This is a genomic window from Williamwhitmania taraxaci, assembly GCF_900096565.1.
GTDB classification, from domain to species: Bacteria; Bacteroidota; Bacteroidia; order Bacteroidales; family Williamwhitmaniaceae; genus Williamwhitmania; species Williamwhitmania taraxaci.
Genome location: NZ_FMYP01000022.1, coordinates 1 through 18,480 on the forward strand (window position 1 = coordinate 1; position 18,480 = coordinate 18,480).

General features: G+C 43.9%; 20 protein-coding genes. 9 read left to right on the forward strand and 11 right to left on the reverse strand.

Going from position 1 to position 18,480, the window contains the following annotated elements; genetic code table 11:
- Positions 1-224 (reverse strand): IS1 family transposase (locus tag BLS65_RS18955; RefSeq protein ID WP_139180954.1); only part of this gene is annotated, 224 nt, incomplete at its 3' end.
- A 357-nt stretch (positions 225-581) separates the two neighbouring features.
- Between BLS65_RS18955 and BLS65_RS07390 the strand changes: the two genes are divergently transcribed.
- The 8 genes from BLS65_RS07390 (at position 582) to tatC (ending at position 9,159) form a co-directional block, all read left to right on the forward strand.
- Entirely contained in the window at positions 582-2,663 is a 2,082-nt protein-coding gene (locus BLS65_RS07390; protein ID WP_092437495.1) for a Na/Pi symporter, read from the forward strand.
- A gap of 117 nt (positions 2,664-2,780) precedes the next feature.
- Positions 2,781-3,977: a hypothetical protein gene (locus BLS65_RS07395; protein ID WP_092437497.1), complete on the forward strand. Its 1,197-nt coding sequence runs from the start codon at positions 2,781-2,783 to the stop codon at positions 3,975-3,977.
- 12 nt (positions 3,978-3,989) lie between these two features.
- The gene (locus BLS65_RS07400; protein ID WP_125869799.1) at positions 3,990-5,987 is read left to right on the forward strand and encodes a hypothetical protein; all 1,998 of its coding nucleotides are present in this window, start codon (positions 3,990-3,992) and stop codon (positions 5,985-5,987) included.
- Positions 5,988-6,029: 42 nt separating this feature from the next.
- Positions 6,030-7,235, forward strand: a complete 1,206-nt coding sequence (locus BLS65_RS07405) for an L-serine ammonia-lyase, iron-sulfur-dependent, subunit alpha (protein WP_092437501.1) — start codon at positions 6,030-6,032, stop codon at positions 7,233-7,235.
- Positions 7,236-7,342: 107 nt separating this feature from the next.
- On the forward strand, positions 7,343-7,789 hold the full coding sequence (locus tag BLS65_RS07410; RefSeq protein WP_092437503.1) for an alanyl-tRNA editing protein: 447 nt from the start codon (positions 7,343-7,345) through the stop codon (positions 7,787-7,789).
- Positions 7,790-7,866: 77 nt separating this feature from the next.
- On the forward strand, positions 7,867-8,007 hold the full coding sequence (locus BLS65_RS19010) for an FMN-binding protein (protein ID WP_394331456.1): 141 nt from the start codon (positions 7,867-7,869) through the stop codon (positions 8,005-8,007).
- Between the two features lie 100 nt (positions 8,008-8,107).
- On the forward strand, positions 8,108-8,326 hold the full coding sequence (locus BLS65_RS07415; protein ID WP_092437505.1) for a Sec-independent protein translocase subunit TatA/TatB: 219 nt from the start codon (positions 8,108-8,110) through the stop codon (positions 8,324-8,326).
- Positions 8,327-8,361: 35 nt separating this feature from the next.
- A complete protein-coding gene (gene tatC / locus BLS65_RS07420) occupies positions 8,362-9,159 on the forward strand; it encodes a twin-arginine translocase subunit TatC (RefSeq protein WP_092437507.1) in 798 nt (265 codons plus the stop codon).
- A gap of 116 nt (positions 9,160-9,275) precedes the next feature.
- Here the strand turns inward: tatC and BLS65_RS07425 are convergent, their stop codons facing one another.
- Positions 9,276-10,016 carry a protoheme IX farnesyltransferase gene (locus tag BLS65_RS07425; protein ID WP_244500674.1) on the reverse strand — a complete coding sequence of 247 codons (741 nt, stop codon included), beginning with the start codon at positions 10,014-10,016 and terminating at the stop codon, positions 9,276-9,278.
- On the opposite strand from BLS65_RS07425, the gene BLS65_RS18735 reads away from it, so the two are divergent.
- The gene (locus BLS65_RS18735; protein ID WP_244500675.1) at positions 9,934-10,164 is read left to right on the forward strand and encodes a hypothetical protein; all 231 of its coding nucleotides are present in this window, start codon (positions 9,934-9,936) and stop codon (positions 10,162-10,164) included. The genes BLS65_RS07425 and BLS65_RS18735 overlap by 83 nt on opposite strands.
- Here the strand turns inward: BLS65_RS18735 and coxB are convergent.
- Genes coxB through BLS65_RS07470 form a run of 9 tightly spaced genes read right to left on the reverse strand, consistent with a single transcriptional unit; the run spans position 10,154 to position 18,111 of the window.
- Positions 10,154-11,077, reverse strand: coding sequence for a cytochrome c oxidase subunit II (gene coxB, locus BLS65_RS07430; RefSeq protein ID WP_092437511.1), 924 nt, complete (start codon positions 11,075-11,077; stop codon positions 10,154-10,156). The genes BLS65_RS18735 and coxB overlap by 11 nt on opposite strands.
- A gap of 20 nt (positions 11,078-11,097) precedes the next feature.
- Positions 11,098-11,382: a cytochrome C oxidase subunit IV family protein gene (locus BLS65_RS07435; RefSeq protein ID WP_092437513.1), complete on the reverse strand. Its 285-nt coding sequence runs from the start codon at positions 11,380-11,382 to the stop codon at positions 11,098-11,100.
- Between the two features lie 12 nt (positions 11,383-11,394).
- A complete protein-coding gene (locus tag BLS65_RS07440; protein WP_092437515.1) occupies positions 11,395-12,012 on the reverse strand; it encodes a cytochrome c oxidase subunit 3 family protein in 618 nt (205 codons plus the stop codon).
- 1 nt (position 12,013) lies between these two features.
- Positions 12,014-13,621 (reverse strand): cytochrome c oxidase subunit I, encoded by a 1,608-nt coding sequence (locus tag BLS65_RS07445; protein ID WP_092437517.1) that lies wholly within the window; start codon positions 13,619-13,621, stop codon positions 12,014-12,016.
- A 58-nt stretch (positions 13,622-13,679) separates the two neighbouring features.
- Complete coding sequence (locus BLS65_RS07450) at positions 13,680-14,453, reverse strand: SCO family protein (RefSeq protein WP_092437519.1); 774 nt, start codon at positions 14,451-14,453, stop codon at positions 13,680-13,682.
- A 22-nt stretch (positions 14,454-14,475) separates the two neighbouring features.
- Positions 14,476-14,859: a hypothetical protein gene (locus BLS65_RS07455; RefSeq protein WP_092437521.1), complete on the reverse strand. Its 384-nt coding sequence runs from the start codon at positions 14,857-14,859 to the stop codon at positions 14,476-14,478.
- Position 14,860: 1 nt separating this feature from the next.
- Positions 14,861-15,778 (reverse strand): c-type cytochrome, encoded by a 918-nt coding sequence (locus BLS65_RS07460; protein ID WP_092437523.1) that lies wholly within the window; start codon positions 15,776-15,778, stop codon positions 14,861-14,863.
- A gap of 23 nt (positions 15,779-15,801) precedes the next feature.
- On the reverse strand, positions 15,802-17,163 hold the full coding sequence (gene nrfD, locus BLS65_RS07465) for an NrfD/PsrC family molybdoenzyme membrane anchor subunit (protein ID WP_092437526.1): 1,362 nt from the start codon (positions 17,161-17,163) through the stop codon (positions 15,802-15,804).
- A gap of 3 nt (positions 17,164-17,166) precedes the next feature.
- Complete coding sequence (locus BLS65_RS07470) at positions 17,167-18,111, reverse strand: 4Fe-4S dicluster domain-containing protein (RefSeq protein WP_092437528.1); 945 nt, start codon at positions 18,109-18,111, stop codon at positions 17,167-17,169.
- Positions 18,112-18,480: the final 369 nt, after the last annotated feature.

Consider the following 18,480-nt stretch of genomic DNA (forward strand, 5'->3'; position numbering starts at 1 on the left):
AGCATAGTAAAGGTCTTGCCGCACGTTTTGCACTTGGAGCGCTGCCTCCCATTGAACATGCTGTGCTTAATGATCATGCTGCTCGAGCAGTGGGGGCAGACTTTCGCCTCCCCCAGCTGAGCCGTAAGTGATGCATCCGTATTTTTCAGCTCCCGCATTACCGTAACGCGCTCTTGTTCTGTCAACTGTTTTGCGAGTTCTCGGATTTGTTCAATTATTGTCATATCATAGAGACTTTCCACTAAGATAAGCAAATTTTTGCAACAACATTATCACTGAATAGAGCCAATTGTTTTTGAGTTGCACATAAAATACAAGGTGCAAAAATACAATTTAATTTTTGTTAATGGTGTCGTTTGTAAAAATATGCTTTTAAACTGCATACGTAAGTGAAATGGCACAAAAGATCATTTCTACAACTTGTCTTTTTAGGTTTGGTCAAGCAAAATCTTGATTATATACAGGACAATGTGGCTCCCGGTGGTAATTGGTTAGCGATATTATTTCTTAGATTCCCCATTTGATTTTCACCAAAAACAGGCTTACCTTTATCGTATTGTTTATTCATAAAGGCGAGGGGGATGCTACAGCGATTGCTTTTAGTTTTTTTTGGAGTAGTATTTGCCATTGTATTTGGACATACATCTGTTGCCCAGCCAACTATTACGATTCGGGATGCCAAGAGTAGTAAGGTTTCCGAAAGTTTCAACACCCGATTAAACAAGTCTGTTTCCTTTATTGTTTGCACTACCGATTCCGCGGGGGCTCCTATTGTTGGGTCCAAAATTGTATCGACCATTATTAGTGGTCCCGGTGGTTATGGTGCCACCTTTTCGCACGATTCGTTAAAAACCAATCGGAGAGGAGAAGCCCTCATTACATTTCTTCCAGCAAAGGGGGATGGCCGCTACCTAATAAAAATTTATGCCGAATATAAGATACGGCAGACGGCAGCGGTGGTTCAAGTAGATGTTAAGGAGCGTCGTTGGGTTTGGTTACTCTTTGTTGGACTAGTAGGTGGGCTCGCTTTTTTCTTTCTAGGGCTCGAGATGTTGAGCAATGGGCTCAAAAAACTCAGCGGAGGTAGGATGCGCACCATGCTCACTACCCTAACCAAGAATAGAATAATGGGCGCAGGGTTGGGCAGCTTGCTCACCATGATTTTTCAAAGCAGTACCGCCACCTCTGTGATGCTGGTTAGCTTGGTTGAGAGCAAGTTGATGCAGTTTAGGCAAACCATTGCCATTCTTCTCGGTGCCGCATTGGGAACATCACTTACCATGCAGCTGATTGCCTTCAAAATTACCAGCTACTCCCTGTTTTTCGTCGCCATTGGGTTTATCATTACCTTAATAGGGAAGAAGCAAAAGACGAAAAATATAGGATCGGCTATTCTTGGATTTGGGATTCTCTTTTTTGGGATGGATCTAATGGCTACCTCCATGGCTCCACTCCGCACGTTTGAACCCTTTATCGATATTCTTTCTCGCTTTCAGAATCCCATATTGGGTATTTTGGCTGGGACAATATTCACCGCTCTCCTACAGAGTAGCGCAGCCTTTATTGGAATTGTTATAACACTCGCATCGCAAGGATTAATCTCCTTGGAGGCATCTATTCCGTTGATGCTTGGTGCAAATATTGGAAGTACAGTAACCGCCATTATTGCCAGTGCAAAGGGTGGATCTCAAGCAAAGCAAGTGGCGTGGTCAAATGCCATTTTCAAAATATTTTGGGTTCTCATCGTTGTGTGGATCATACCCCAGTTTGTTAATCTGGTATACTATATCTCTCCATCTCCCGAGGGAAATGTTGATGCCTTGATGCAAGTAGTTCCGCGTCAGATAGCCAATGCTCATACAATTTACAATGTTATTATTCTCATCCTCACCTTGCCATTTATTGATCCCTTTGCTCGGCTGGTAGAGAGGCTTTTTCCACCTAAAGTAGAGCATGTAAAAACAATGTATTTGGAGAAAAGCCTTATGGCGACACCATCTCTGGCGTTGTTGGGAGCCAAGAAAGAGGTTATTTTAGTTGCGCATCAAATTCAAGATATGCTCAATGATATAATTCTCCCTTTCTTTACCAAGGAGGATATGCTCTTACCACAGATTACTGCAGCGGAAAAGCAGCTGGATAAGATTACCCGAGCCATCAATAGTTTTTTAGTGGAGTTAACGCGCCAAGAGGTAAACGAGGAAGAAATTCAGGAAGCCTACTTGATAATGTACACCAATAACGAATTGGAGCAAATTGCGGAACTAATTGCCAACAATATGGTAAACCGTGCCGCAGCTTGGATTGAGAGCGATCACGAATTTTCGGACGAGGGTAAACGCGAACTCATGCTCTACCACCTTCAGACGCAGAAGCAACTCAGTCGCGCCATTGCAGTTTTCAAGGATTTTAATCTAGAGAAAACGAAGCATGCCGAACAGAAGTATAAGAAGTTTCGAATGCAAGCCATCGAGTTGGAGAAGCAGCATTATCAACGCTTAAAGGAGGATGTGGAGAAGTCAGTTACCAGCAGCCGAACCCATCTGGAGTTGGTTTCGTCGCTACGAGTCATTGGGAGTCATGCCACCAATATCGTAAGAACCCACCTGCCAAACCTAAAAGACGACTTGGCGGCCGTTAAAGCAATGGAGGGAACTCCTTAGTCCTTTACACTTTCGCCTTCGAGGGGTTCGTCTGTTTTTAATCGCTCGTAGTTTATTGCCCTACGCTTCGCATCGTACCTCTTTTTTTCTACTTTTGACTTGACTAATATTTTCTCCATGGCTCGTTTCACGCTCGAACTTATTATAGATAGTAAGCAGGTTAAGGAATTCTTGCAACTTCCTGTAAGGTTATATAAAAATGAACCTAACTGGGTTCGGCCACTCGATAATGAGATTGAAGTCGTTTTCGATCCAAAGAAAAATAAGCTGCTGCGTAAGGGCGAGGTCGCTCGCTGGCTTCTGCGAAACAGTCAAAACGTGGTGGTTGGTCGGGTTGCGGCCTTTATCAACCAGGAAGTAGTATTGAAAGAGGAGCAACCAACAGGTGGGATGGGTTTCTTTGAGTGCATTAACGATCAGGAAGCGGCCTTTATGCTCTTTGATCAGTGTAAGAAATGGCTTCAAGATAGAGGTATGGAGGCCATGGATGGTCCTATCAATTTTGGCGATCGGGATAGATGGTGGGGATGTTTGACGCAAGGCTTCGAATGTTTCCCAAACTATGGCATGCCATATAATTTCAGTTACTATGGCGAAATGTTTGAGGCGTATGGATTTAGGAACTACTTTAACCAGTATACCTACTCTCGGCCGGTATCCATGGAAGGAGTAAGCCCTATCCTTAAGGAAAAAGCCGACCGGCTTGCGCTCAATCCTGAATATTCTTTTGGTCACATCCAACTAAACAACCCCGAAAAGTTGGCCAGCGATTTTCGCACTGTCTATAATAAGGGTTGGGCTAAGCATGGTGGCGTTCCCGAAATGAGTGAAGCACACGCAAAGGCTCTGGTAAAGGAACTAAAACCCATTCTTGATCCAAAGTTGGTTTATTTTGCCTACCACAACGATGAACCCATCGGATTCTTTGTAATGATTCCTCAAATCAACGAAGTTATTCGTCATCTAAACGGGAACCTAAATTTGTGGGGGAAAGTAAAATTCTTCTACTATCTGAAAATCAAAAAAGTGTGTAGAGTTTCTCTCGGCCAAATATTTGGGATAATCCCTGAATACCAAGGTAAAGGCGTTGAAGGAGGGCTAGTCTTGGCTTTTGCTAACACTGCGTTACAAAAAGGATTTCGATATACCGAAATGGAAATGAATTGGATTGGCGATTTTAATCCTGTAATGATGCGTTTTATGGAACAAATTGGGTCGAAAATAAGTAAGACACATGTTACCTATCGTCTCTTGTTCAATCCCGATAAAGAGTTTAAGCGTGCAAAAGCCATCGGTCGATCAAAGAAACCATAAATCAAGCGTGCAATGAACTGTGCTTACAAATACATTTGGATATCGCTGCCATTCTTGCTGATGCCATTCTTGGCCACAGCACAAAAGGAGATAAAGACCAGCCTCGTTTTTTCCGATACCGTAAAGACACCCTTCACCAGCCAGTGGCAATACTTATCGACCGATATATATCTTTTCAATGGTTCTTCTTTCAATAGCCTCATAAATCAGCTTAACGCTCAAGATTACGAACGAAAGGGTTGGTTTTCGCCCAAGCCACCAAAGGAAAATTTGGAATTCCTTTTGCTTACGGCCGAGATGAAGAATCTGCGGCTCTTTGGACCCAATGAGTTGGTTTACCCGCTCTACAATTTCCAAGTGAATAAGGATCGAGATAATAAGTATCAAACGCTTGTAAGCGATAACCTCGACTATGTTCGTATCATTGACAACTTGCCGCTTTACTCTGCCGGAAATTTTATCGACGCCACCATTCGGGCTCGTGCAATTACCACCAATACGCGCGATGAGGTCCTTAACATGGTTGCGGGGCAACTGAAAAACCTGTCCACCCTTACCAACCCAACTGCTGCCGCCTTCACGCTGGTCGGCGAGTTTGGTTCTTTTCTGGAAGCGTCTACCCGTAAAAAGGAGTACCGATTTAGCTCCACCATTCGCCTTTTCGAACAGAAAAACTTTGATACCCGACTGCATTCTATTCGGGTTTATGCGCTCACGGCTGGTAATAACGAGGCACCATTCATCCCTACTACGCTGGTTAAGGAATTTATGGATACCACTTACAATCCGAGCATTTCCCGCAAACTTTTACAGGAGTTAATCCCTTACAAGGGTTCGCCACTTATTGTGGTGGTTAACTATAAATCGCTCTACCGTATGGAGCAAATTTCGGGCGATGAGATAACGGTGCAGAACATCGATAAGCGGAGGCTTCGCATTGAGAACGAATACGCCAGAGGTTTGGTAAGCAATGAAACGTACCAACTCGAGAAGAACTTTCTTGACTTCTTAAAGTCCTTCTATGAACTAAAACGCTCCATCGAACTATATAAGCTGAACTTTAAAGTTTCGGGTTCGAACGGCACTGGTAGTAGCCTTATGCAGGTTGCATTTGCATACAGGCAACTGCTCCGTTTAAATCGCGATCACGATATAATAAATGTTGGTAATACCACGTATGCTTCGGTTTTTAAGCCCGAATACAATACAGTGCAAGGGTATGCCGGACTTTACCTCGAAGAGGATATCAATTTGAAAAGTACGCGGGAGTTAGTGCTGGCCATAAACGAAGTGGAGGCTGGTCTGATCCCTAAAAAACAGGATGGAAAGGAGGCAATGGTTGGTAAGCTTCATTTTGCCGACATCTTCAATGTAGACCAATGGAACTCTTCCACCGAAGGAAAAATAACGGCCTCTGCGCTTCGAAGCCTTGAGGAGTCAATATATGTGGAGAAATTTTCCGTAGAAGTGGAAAAAATTAAAGCTACTAAGGCTACCGATAAGAATGGCACAGCCTCGGATAAGCTGCAGGAGATGCTTCGGGAAACCGCCTGTATGACTTGTCGAGATCGAGCTATTATGGCGATAAAGAGTTTTCGCAGTAGTTACGAGGAGTATTTACGGCTAAGCGAGTTGCATCGCAAGGATAGTTTGAGCCTTGTGGCAATGGCACAATCTTATGTCTTCCTTCAAAAATATCAGATCATTGAGTATAATCTCCATCAACAATACATGCAGCAACAGCCTCTTCCGCTAAGCGTTGATTTGCTTCAGAAACGGTTGATGATCGTTAAGCGAGACATCGGTGATCTTTACGATTACTCGGCCCTTTCGGTTGGCGATAATCCTGCCGAAATAGTTAGGGAACTCAACAGAAAAATGGAGACACTTATGATTGAAATTCCGAAAAGTTTCGAGTTTATTTGCTCCCGTAGGCCTGATTTGTGCGAACCAACTAGGGAAAAACAACCAGAGACTTCCTCCGATACGGTAAGGATTACGGCCAAGTAAAAGGATCTTTATTTACTTTTTGTAACGTAACATAGTATTACCATGCAGTCGATAAAGACAATTTTCAAGGTAGGTTTTGGCCCAAGTAGTAGCCACACCATTGGCCCATGCCGTGCAGCCGAAATATTTTCGGATAAGCATCCCAATGCAGCCAGTTACCGCATTACTCTCTATGGCAGTTTAGCCGCTACTGGTATCGGTCACGGTACCGACACTGCCCTCCACAAATATTTTGGCGATCGAAAACTGGAGGTAGTTTGGATGCCCGAATTTGACCATCCTGCCCATCCAAATGCCATGCTCATTGAATCGCTGGATGCCCAAGCAGCAGTAACTGGCAGTTGGGAGGTTTTTAGCATTGGAGGCGGTGACTTGCGCGATGCCAACGGAATTGTGGGTACCAAGGAGACCTATCCACTCTCAAATATGACCGATATTTTAAAGTGGTGCAAAAAGGAGGGTCGCACATTCTGGGAGTATGTGGAGACGTATGAAGATCCCGATATTTGGGAATACCTCGCCGATATTTGGAAGGTAATGCAGAAGAGCATAAAGGATGGGCTCGACAATGAGGGCGTACTTCCTGGCCCCATTAAGCTACAGCGCAAAGCATCCTCGAGCTTTGCTAAGGCGGTGGCTAGCCATAATCCACAGAGGAGTATTGGATTGCTTTTTTCATACGCATTGGCCGTTTCCGAAGAGAATGCTTCGGGAAATACTATTGCTATTTCGCCGACGTGCGGGGCTGCAGGTGTTTTACCCTCAGTTCTTTACTATGCGGCTACTACCCACGAACATGTTACCGAGAAGAAAATTTTACGCGCACTGGCAACGGCCGGCTTGGTCGGAAATATAGTCAAAACGAATGCCTCCATATCGGGTGCCGAAGTTGGGTGTCAGGGCGAGATAGGTACCGGCTGCTCCATGGCCGCTGCAGCCTTCACACAACTCCTAGGTGGCACCACAAAGCAAATTGAGTATGCCGCCGAAATGGGCTTCGAGCATAACCTTGGTCTCACCTGCGATCCGGTTCTAGGATACGTGCAAATACCCTGTATTGAGCGTAATGCGGTGGCTGCAGGCAAGGCTTGGCAGTGTGCTACATACGCACTTTACTCCGACGGTGGACACAAGATTTCATTCGATCAGGTAGTAGAAACCATGGCCCAAACCGGAAAGGATTTGCAGAGTGCCTATCGCGAAACTGGTTATGGCGGGTTGGCAAAAAACTGGGAGTCGTTTAAGTAGATGGAAGTCAGAAGACCGAAGTCGGAAGTAGGCGCGATTACATTTTTTAAGCCAACAGTTAACGTTCGGTATAAGAAATATATGTTGAAGCATAAATAGGAAAATCCATGTCGGAGAAACACTACGATCCACAAATGCATACGGCCGAGCATATTCTCAACCAGACGATGGTGAGGATGTTTGGCTGTAGCCGTTCGTTCAGCAGCCATCTCGAGAAGAAGAAGAGCAAGTGCGACTATCACTTTAGCCGTGCCCTTTTGGAGCAAGAGGTGGAAGAGTTACAAAACACCATAAATGTAATAATTGCCAGCAACAGAGAAGTTACCGAGGAGCAAATTTCACGGAGCCAAGCCGAGCAGGAGTATAACCTCGGACGCCTCCCCAACGATGTGGGCGACACCATTCGCATCATTAGGGTGGAGGGCTACGATGCCTGCCCGTGTATCGGTACGCACGTGGCAAACACTTCCGAGATAGGGCAGGTTAGAATTATCTCAACCGATTTTGCTGAAGGAGTGCTGCGTATTCGGTTCAAATTGGATAGGCCGGAATAGTTATTTAAAAGTATGAGCGCCACTTTGCCGGCAACGATGAGTATATACAGCAATGTCGGAACGATCTGAAGGGGGCAATTGCCTACACAAAGAAATTCCAAAAGGAGAAGCAGGTAAGCAAAGTCGATGCCATATCGGGTGCCACTTGGGCACACAACCTTTTTACCGAGGCGGTGAAGATTGCGCTGGAGAAGGCAGCGAAAGTGAAGAAAAAATAGTTTCTCTATCCTAATCGAGAATAAATAATAATACTCCTATAGCTAGGCCAATAGGTTGCACATATCCCGATTTTGAAATACATTAGCAAAAAAGATTGCCATGGGAAATTTTATTTTACTTGGAATATTTGGTGGACAGGAGATGCTCTTTGTCTTGCTTATTATCGTTTTGCTGTTTGGAGCAAAGAAAATACCCGATCTGATGCGTGGGTTAGGTAAGGGTGTGGCCGAATACAAAAAGGCCAAAGACGATGTTATATCGGAGATTGATAAGGCTAATAACGAAGCCATTACCAAGGAAGAGAAGAAGAGCGAATAGCTCTCTGGAAATAATCGCTTTTATCCGTTACCACTTTGCAAGATTTTTGGGATCACTTCGAGGAGCTAAGGCGTCGGTTTATTCGCGCCCTAGTGGTTTGCCTTTTCGCATGCATTGGAGCCTTCTTTTTCAAAGGCTTTATTTTTGACGACTTGCTATTTGCACCCCTCAACAATAAATTTATTACCTACCACTGGCTTTGCTGGTTTGGTAACAAGTTTGGCATCGACGGGCTTTGCGTAGGTGCGTTGCCGGTAAATCTCATGAACACGGAGATTGGTGGGCAGTTTAAGTGGCACCTGATGGCCACAATTGTAGCGGGAATTGTGATCTCCTTTCCTTACTTTGTATTTCAAATATGGCGTTTTGTTCAGCCAGCCCTGAGCTCAAAAGAGAAGAAATTCTTACGTGGATTTAGTGCCATTACCTCAGGACTGTTCTTTCTCGGAATCCTATTCGGCTACTATATTGTGCTGCCGCTAACCTTAGCGTTCCTGAGCAACTACACCATAAGTCCTCAGATTGAAAACCATATTACCCTAGCCAGCTACCTTTCTACTACAGTCTTTCTACCACTAACCATTGGAATGGTTTTCGAACTACCCCTTCTGGTTTACTTTCTCAGCAAAATTGGGTTTATCACCTCCGCCCTAATGCGCAAGTTTCGCAAGCATGCCTTTGTGCTGATATTGATTGTGGCTGGAATAATTACTCCCTCCACCGATGTTTTCAGCCAACTGTTAGTAGGTTTACCACTCTATGTGCTATTTGAAATAAGCATATGGGTTGCGGTGCGAAACGAAAAAAGTGAGGCATTGACTAGCGACATGTAACAGTTAGTCAGTGCAAATGATTATTCCGAGATAGGCGAAAATAGGGCAATGTGATCACTGTTCGATCTTAACCTTGATTCGGGGTCAAAGTCACATTAACAAATTATTCTTCCGACTTATATCAAGCTATCCAATACAAGACATACCATGAATCCAGCTTGCATGATGTTGGTTAGGATAAACGGGATGCGGAACTGATCAATTTCGTTGCGTTTATATACAGCAAAGGAGATAAAAACAAATACTAAGGTGGAGATGAGAAGGATGGCATAGCCGGTTTGAGAATGGTGAAGCAGCCCGAAGAGAGGAAGAAACAGCGTAGCTGTGCAACATGCCACCATCCAGAGGTAGGCAATACGTATAATCCGCGGAATGGAGAGGCGGGCGGTTATGGAGGCCAGACCGGCTTGCTCATACTCTTTTCCATACTTTAGGAGCAAAATGAGGAAGTGAGGTATTTGCCAGATAAGCATAAAGAAGCCTATATATACCGCTTGGTGACTTGCCATATTTCCGCCCGCAGCAGCAATACCCATAAACAAGGGCACTACACCCGTGATGGTTCCAGCAAAAAGTGCATATACACTGGTTTTCTTTAGCGGAGTATAAACAAGGTTGTACCAAGCAGCGTTGAAAACCCCTAGTAAAACCACAATCCATCCGGTAAAGATTAATAGGATAGTTGCACCCAAAACTAGCCAAGCGAGCCCTACTAGAAACACCAAGGGTGGCGACATCCTACCTGAAGGTATCGGGCGGTCTGCTGTCCGGGTCATGAGCCGATCAGTTTTTCTCTCCTGGAAATGGTTTAGTGCCGATGCCCCGGCAGCCATCAACAAAACACCAAACAATGTGATGAATAGTCGAGTATCTAATCGTCCGGAGACTACAACATATCCCGTAAAAGTGGTAAAGGTTATGGATGCTGACACCATAACCTTTGCCAATGAAAGAATATCCCTTAAAGTTGATGGATTAGAACCCACTATTAAAATTATTTTTTAGCCTTTGAATCCAGTTCAAGGTAATCAACAATTGATTTAATATCATTTGCTTTTAGAACATCCTTATACGAACGCATTATCTCTGGATTGAATCCCTTCACAACCTCTTTGTTTGGCTCAAGAATAGCACGCTCGATATAGGCAGAATCGGCAACAACGGTGGTCTCTTTTCCATTTACAACTACTACACGTTTGGAACCAAACAAACCCTTAAAGGTTGGACCAATTAACGGCTTACCATCCAATGAGTGGCAGCCCGTGCAAGCATTGTTTTTCAAAACGACCAATCCAGCCTCCTCCACTGTAAGGGCAACAACTTCATCCAGCCATCTGTTGAATGCCGTGTCCTGCACCACAACCACTTTAGCCTCCATAAATGCATGGCTAAGCCCACAATACTCGGCACAAAGAATTTCAAAGCTACCCTCGAGCGTTGGAGTAAACCACATATAGTTCTCTTTGCCTGGAACTAAATCCTCCTTAATTCTAAATGCTGGGATATAGAAACTATGGATTACATCGGGAGAGTATAGCAGCAGCTTGACTGGTTTATTTAGCGGAAGCCTCAGCTCCGTTGTCTTTTTTCCGTTGGGATATTCAAACGACCAACTCCACATCTGACCTGTAACCTTAACGGGCATGGCATCCTTGGGGACTACTCGTGTGGGAGCAAAAGCCATATACCCATAGTAGAACATAAAGAGCACGAGAATTAGCGGTATAATAGTCCATGCCAACTCCAGCTTCGTATTGTCCTTTATTTGAACTGCCTTGGGGTGCCGTTTTCGGTTATACCTTATTACGAACCAAACCATTATCCCGGTTAATCCAAATAGGAAAATGAATGATATGGTAAAGATGAATAGGAAAACACTATCGACACCTTCGGCAAAATTTGATGCACCACTAAACATATCGTTTGTCTTAAAGGGTTCTATCTAAATAAATAGTCAAAAAAGGTGATCACAAATACGAGCAAAAGGAGCAGTAAAACCATTCCTGCAAATATCCTTAGAATGAGATCGTCAAACTTAAGGTGCATAAAGTATGTTACCACCAATCCGACCTTAATGAAGGCAACCCCCATGGCCACGGCCACGCTAAGTGACCCAAAATCGAGCCAAGTAACAAGAATGGTGATGGACGTAAGAAAGAGAAGCGCTACTAGCACCAAACCAATGGAGCGATAGCTGGAAATATGTGGAGTTGAGTGATCCATACGGTAAACTATTTAGGTTATTAAATAGAGTAGTGGGAAAAGGAAAATCCAGATAAGGTCAACTAAATGCCAGTAAAGGCCACCATTTTCGAGTAGCACATAACTACTGCTGTTAATCTTATTGCTTTTTACCTTGACTATTATTACCCCCATTAAGGTCATCCCAATAATAATGTGCAAAACGTGGAGTCCTGTCATAAAGTAGTATAAACCAAAGAAGAGCACTTGGCCATTCTTTAGCGTGAGCAAAGGATCAGATCCCGGGTAAAGTTGGTATTCAATTTTATGACCCCACTCAAAATACTTGTTTACCAAGAACACAAGTGCCAAGAAGAATGTGGCATAAAGTAGCCTTAGCGCCAATACTTTATTATTCTTTTGAATGGCTGAAATAGACGCAGCAATTGTGGCACTGCTGATTAAAAGAACAATAGTGTTTACAGCACCAATGAAGGTGTTGAGCTGATGCGCCGCGATATGAAAGTCCTGAAAATACTTCGACCGGAATACGGCATAGACCAAAAATAGTCCAGCAAACAGCAGCAACTCTGTAAAGATAAATATCCACATGCCTAGCTTTGCGCCGAAGTCGTCTCGATGTTCAGTGGCCGTTGAAGGATGTTGTTCCATATTACTTGTATTCGTATGGTGATTCTGTAATACTAGGCTCAACCTCAAAGTTCTCGATACTTGGAGGCGAAGGAATTGTCCATTCCAGCGTAAGGCTATTCCACGGATTTGCAGGAGCAGGTGATCCGTTGAAACCACCCCGGACGAGGTTGTAAACCATAAGAACAATACCTGCGAGCATTACTGCTGCTCCAATGGATGAGACCATGTGACCAGTAGCATATTCGGGAAGGTAATCGAAATAGCGGCGTGGCATTCCCTGCAGTCCAAGAATAAACATGGGGAAGTAGAGCAAGTTGAAGCCAAAGAAGAGAATTCCACAAGCTATATTGGCAACCAGTTCGTTATACATTACCCCAAACATTTTTGGATACCAGTAGTGAATAGCGGCAAAAAATGCAAAGCCCATTCCTCCAAATACGATGTAGTGAAAGTGTGCCACCACAAAGTAGGTGTCGTGCACGTGCACATTGGTGGCTAGCGAACCAAGCACGAGCCCGGTTAAACCCCCAATCATAAAAAGCCACATAAACGCAAGGGTATACAGAAACGGCGTTCGAACATCAATGGATCCTTTATACATGGTAGCAAGCCAGTTAAATACCTTAATGGCACTGGGGATAGCTACAATAAATGTGAGTAATGAGAAGGCGATTCGAGAAAAATCGCTCATACCAGAGGTAAACATGTGGTGACCCCATACAAGGTAACCAATACCTGCAATAGCTAAGCTGGAAAGTGCTATAGCCCTGTAGCCGTATACTCGGCGCTGACAAAAGGTTGGGATAATTTCCGAAACTACACCCATTGCAGGAAGAATCATAATGTATACCGCAGGGTGCGAGTATATCCAAAATAGGTGTTGGTAGAGAACAGGATCACCGCCTAGTGACGGATCAAAGAATCCAATCCGTAAAGTTCGCTCTGCAATTACCATAAGCAGCGTGATTCCCACAATTGGGGTGGCAAGCACTTGTATCCATGCCGTGGCGTAGATCGACCAAGGGAAGAGGGGCATTTTAAACCAAGTCATTCCCGGTGCCCGCATGCGATGAACGGTTACTATAAAGTTGAGTCCTGTAAGAATTGAAGAGAATCCCAACACAAAGGCTGCCAGCACGGCTGGTAGCACATTGGTGGTACTCTTAATACTGTAGGGTGCATAAAATGTCCATCCGGTATCGGGTGGACTGCTCCCACCAAGTTGTGAGTATATGGCTAGAACCGCACCTAGCACGTAAATATACCAAGATAGTAGGTTTAACTTGGGAAAGGCCACGTCCTTTGCTCCAATCATCAGCGGTAGCGCGAAGTTGCCAAATACTGCCGACAGTCCCGGAATTACTACCATGAAGATCATGATGATACCATGTACTGTGAACATCCCATTGTAGGTTTGGGCATCCATAATTTGCTGACCCGGCTTAGCCAGTTCCAGCTTCATTAGCCCACCCATGGTTGCCCCTACCAAGAAGAATACGGCAATACAGATTAGGTAAAGAATAGCAATTCGCTTATGGTCGGTGGAAGTAAGCCACCCCATCAACCCTTTGTATTTACCGTGGGGCTTCAGGTAGCTAATGTGCTCTGTAGTAGTTTCTTTGTTCATTGGTTTACGGTGTCAGCATAAAGAGTTATATGTATTGTCGCAAAACTCGTAACCGAGATTAGTTGGAAGTAGTGTTTTTTGATTTTCGCCTGTTCCGAATAAGGAGAATTCCGAAAAAGGCACCAAGAACAATGAGGGTAAATATTCCAACTAATTTTGTTATTTCCAACGTGTATCGCTTTCCTTCTGGCTCATAATTATAGCAAAAATCCAGTATTCGATTTACTGTAGGCCGGCTTATTCCTTTCTGCGCTTCCACAACGGCCATTTTCAAATCGAAGGGAAAGAACGAGGTTCCATAGAGGTAGCGCGTAATTTTTCCCTGAGGACTAATTGCAATTATGGCAGATGGATGTGCATAATCCAACCCTGTGATCTTAATTTTATAACCCACGCTGTTGAGGATCTTTACAACGGCAAGGCTATCTCCGGTAAGATAATACCAAGATTTTGCATTCTCTGCTCCCATTTTCGTAATAAAGTTGGCCTTCTTTTGTGCAGCCTTTTCAGGGGTGTCCTTAAAGTTAAAGCTGATAGTAATAATTTGATAATCTTTCCCAAGCACCAAATCGGTTTTACCTACTACATCGGCAATACCTTCTTGAAGTGGGCTGCATAATCCCGGGCAATCAAAGTAGACAAAAGCCAAGATGGTTGGTCGATCGATTAGCTGGCGGAGAGTAACCAGCTGGTTTTGCTCATTGCTAAACGCTAAATCGAGAGGAAGCGTATCATTTAAGTGTTCGTCGATGCCAATCTCATTGCCAAAGGGCTGCCCTAGGCTTAATAGAGAAAGGAATAGCAATCCAAGGGTAAATAGGTTTTTTTTCATGGTAGTATATGGCGTTAATCCATTATTCCTTTTCGGGTTGGTAGATATGGGCAATCATGAGAGCACCACCCATAAGAGCTGTATCCTTAAGTAATTGCATAAAAGCTATCTGTGCCTTTAAAGGATCGAATAGCTGAGGAATGTGGATTGTTAGAATAAAAATGAGAAGCATTATTGATAATAGTAAGCACGATAGAGTTACATACCGCTTAAACATGATCGAAACGCTTGCGGCAATCAATAAGAATCCTGTAAACAAAATGGTGAATCCACCTCCAGGGATAAAGGAAGTCAGCATTCCACTGAAAAAGTCAACCATAAAGAAATGGTTTAGACCAATAATTCCAAAGGGTAGTGCAAAAAGAATGCGCCCAAGGGTTCCTAAGTTTGGTTTACTGCTTTTCATACTATACCTGTTTTTTTATGTTTATTTCTCGAATCTTCTTTAACAAGTGTAAAATGTAGCCAAGAGTAATGATAATTCCCAATACTCCGCCAACATAAACAAATATAAGCCAGATGGGGGCCATGCTATTTATATTCCAAAATGCACGCTCGTCCAGTTGTTTTCTTACTACTATTGGCATGCCAATTTTTTCAACTTTTGTGATTGACAACTCCATTCCGTTGCTTCCTGCTAAAGCCACTATCGTTAAGTTTCCAGCAGTATCTCCAGGAATATCCGTAGGAAAGCTAAACCTCGCTTGACCCTCTCCATCGGTTATCGATTCCGTCACTGGAAGATTTCCAAAGGTGCGCTTCACGAATAATTTCACGGTTACATTGGCAACAGGTTTCTTCTTCCCGCCAGTACTATCGGTTATGTTGGCAACTACCTCTTTATTTGCTAGATTGTAGGATAATATCATTGCCATATTTCCCGAAAGCGACGCTTTCGATCCCGAAGCAATTGGAGGCTGTTTGTAGGTTTTGTTGAAGGTTCGAACGTAAGAGATTACTTGCCACCGCTGATCTTCGGAGAGAGTGTTTGCAAAAACAGGCATGAGGACACCCTTGCCATGGGTAAGAATGTAAAACATCTCCCCATCGGAGTTCTTCTGGTAATTTTCCGAAGCAGGATCGCCCGGTATGGGGTTAAGTTTAGCATAGTTATTCTTCCCCGGATCGCCATGGCACGAATTGCAGTTGGCCTGATAAATTTTATTACCTGCGGCCACCGATTCTGGAGTAAATAGAAATGGAGCTGTTCGTTTTTTATCCGTTGCAGGAACTTCCTTTTTGGCTTGAGCATAAAGCGCAAGGGAACCCAAAGCCATTATAGCTATTAGCAGAAGAAGACGGGTAGAATGTTTATGTAGTTGCATAGATCTCAAAATTCTAATTATCACTACTCTTTCTCTTTAACGGTTGATTCCACCTCTTCTGGTTCTTGGACGAATCCCTCATGCACGGCGGTTTCCCACACAGGAATTACCGGAAACAGTTTTGCGAGTATCGTCACAATCATGATTACCATTATAAGAGGAGCAATAGAGATTAACGTTTCAGTGATTGTAGGTGTATAGAAGTGAAAGTTCTCGGGTACATGTTGAATGGGAAGGTAAGGACCTTCTTGACCTGGAACAACAATTATATAGCGCTTAAACCACGACGCAATCACAACGGCAATTCCTATAAAAAGCATGGGTAGCGGTTTCCGAAACGGCTTAAGGAGTAAGAGTAAAATGGGCAATATTAGTCCACCAATTTGGCATGCCCAAAACATGATGGCATATCGGCCTACAAACAATTCATGAAGATGGTGGGAATCAAATTTCTTCATTTTATAGCCGGGAACCAGAAACTCATTCACGTTAAAGTATAGGTAAACCAGCGATACCAACACAAGTAACTTAGCTACCTTATCAAAGTGCATATTGGTGATATACTCTTCCAACTTGTAATTTTTTCGAAAGAAATACATCGCAATTATTAAGCAGCCCAAGCCCGAAACAAAGGCTCCTGTAACAAAGTAGGGCCCAAAGATGGTGGAGTCCCAACCGGCTCGGGGCGTAACCGCAAAAAGCCATGACGTGACAGTGTGAATCGATAAGGCTACCGGAATGATAAGGATTAGCATTGCGCGGGTTGCACGCTTCAGCAGCTTAATCTCCTGTGCCGTTCCACCCCATCCTAGCGATAGCAATTCGTATGCTTTCTGGAGTAGTTTTGGTCTTCCAGTCAGGAAGCGTTTTCCGTAAGCAAGATCGGGAATTAGTGTAATATAGAGTAGTAGTAAGCTTATCATGAAGTAAAAGGTTACCACAGTAACATCCCATAGAATTGGTGATTGGATTCTTCCATGTAGAAAAACATAGGGAAGCCTATCGGGACGACCCATATCCGAAACAATTACCAAACCGGCCACAGCAGCAAATCCTACTGCAATCATCTCAGCAATCCGCGAAATTGGCGTTACCCATTTATGCCCCGAAAAACCAACCACTGCGCTCACCAGCATTCCCACTAAGCTGCAGGCCACAAAAAACACGAAGTTGGAAATATACATACCCCACGAAACATAGTCGCGAATACCGGCAACGCCCAAACCGGTAACCAGCTGGGTGTAGTAAGCATAAAGGCAAACCATGAGCATGACGGTTAAGAAACCCATCCAAAGGTTGAACTTCAAGGAAAAGTTTACCGATCGAAAGAGATCGTTGCCCAACTTCTCGGGTATGGTATTGGAGTTTTCTGAATGTTCTGCCATAGCCTATGAATGTTTTTCCTCGTGGTTATCGTCGGGTTTAACAAAGGGAAAGAGCCTGTTCTTTGGAGGCAAGTAGTAAATCCTCGGTTTTGTTCCCAACTCGGGCATTAGCTGGTAAGCACCATTATCGCTCAGCAGCTGGCTCAACCGAACGGTTTGCTTTGTGGTTCCATTTGTAACCGCATCCTCATTGAAGTCGCCAAAATAGTAAACACCGTTGGGGCATGCAGTAACACAGTAAGGAAGTTCACCCTTTCGCAATTTATCAGCACTGAAAAGACACTTGGTAATGGTTCCCTTCTTTTGTGGAACGTTGAGTTCGATATCGTAAACCAAGTCCACATCCTTATCGGCATCCTTTGGTTCAAACCAGTTGAAGCTGCGGGCAGAGTACGGGCAAGCCGCAATACAAAACCGGCAGCCGATGCACCGCTCGTTGTCAATGAGCACTATTCCGTCGTTTCGCTTGAAGGTTGCATTTACCGGGCACACCGAAACACAGGGAGGGTTATCGCAGTGCTGACACTGCTTTGGCATATGATACGGTTTTGTGCTTTCCGTATCTTGCATCTGAAGCGTATTTAGGTGATACTGCTCCGGACGCAAATGGTGTGCTGTTTGACAAGATCTCACACAATTCCTTGCGTTTCGACATTTCGACAAGTCCAAAACCATCACCCAACTCTTTCCGGGAATTCCCTCACGACCACGACCCTGTTGATCCTCGAACAGCTCTTTGCGTGGGTCGCGAATTTTCAACGAATCCACCTCTACCAACTTTCCATCGGCAGTGAGCAACTTAACATGCTGTCCCTCTTTTTTTTCCTCAAACTTGAGTGCGGCCAACAGCGATCCACCCACGGCAATACTGCCAAGCCCAAACAATCCGGCGTTTTTAAGAAACTCTCGTCTAGATTCCTTTTTATTCTTTTCTGATTCGTCTACCATAAAAACGACCTAAAGTATTGGGTGAAAAAACGAAACGACTATATCCAAATGTATCACAAATTAGAATATCGTACAATAAATCGTGGTAATAAGAGACTAAATAAAATTAGTCTTAATATCAAATAGTCGCTTGAATGCTGAAATCATGCATGTTAAATGTACATGAGACCACTGCTGCCCCATGATTTATTTTTGAAGATTCAATTCTTTCAGCAACGAACCCCAACTCTGCATGCATACTATAACTAATTAGATGCTCAAATATTTAATTTTTGTGCATGCGACAAATATATTGGAATCAGCGTATCTGTAGTGCAAAACGCTGACTAGACACAGCTCATCCGCCAAATTTTACAGCTCGTCGTTCTT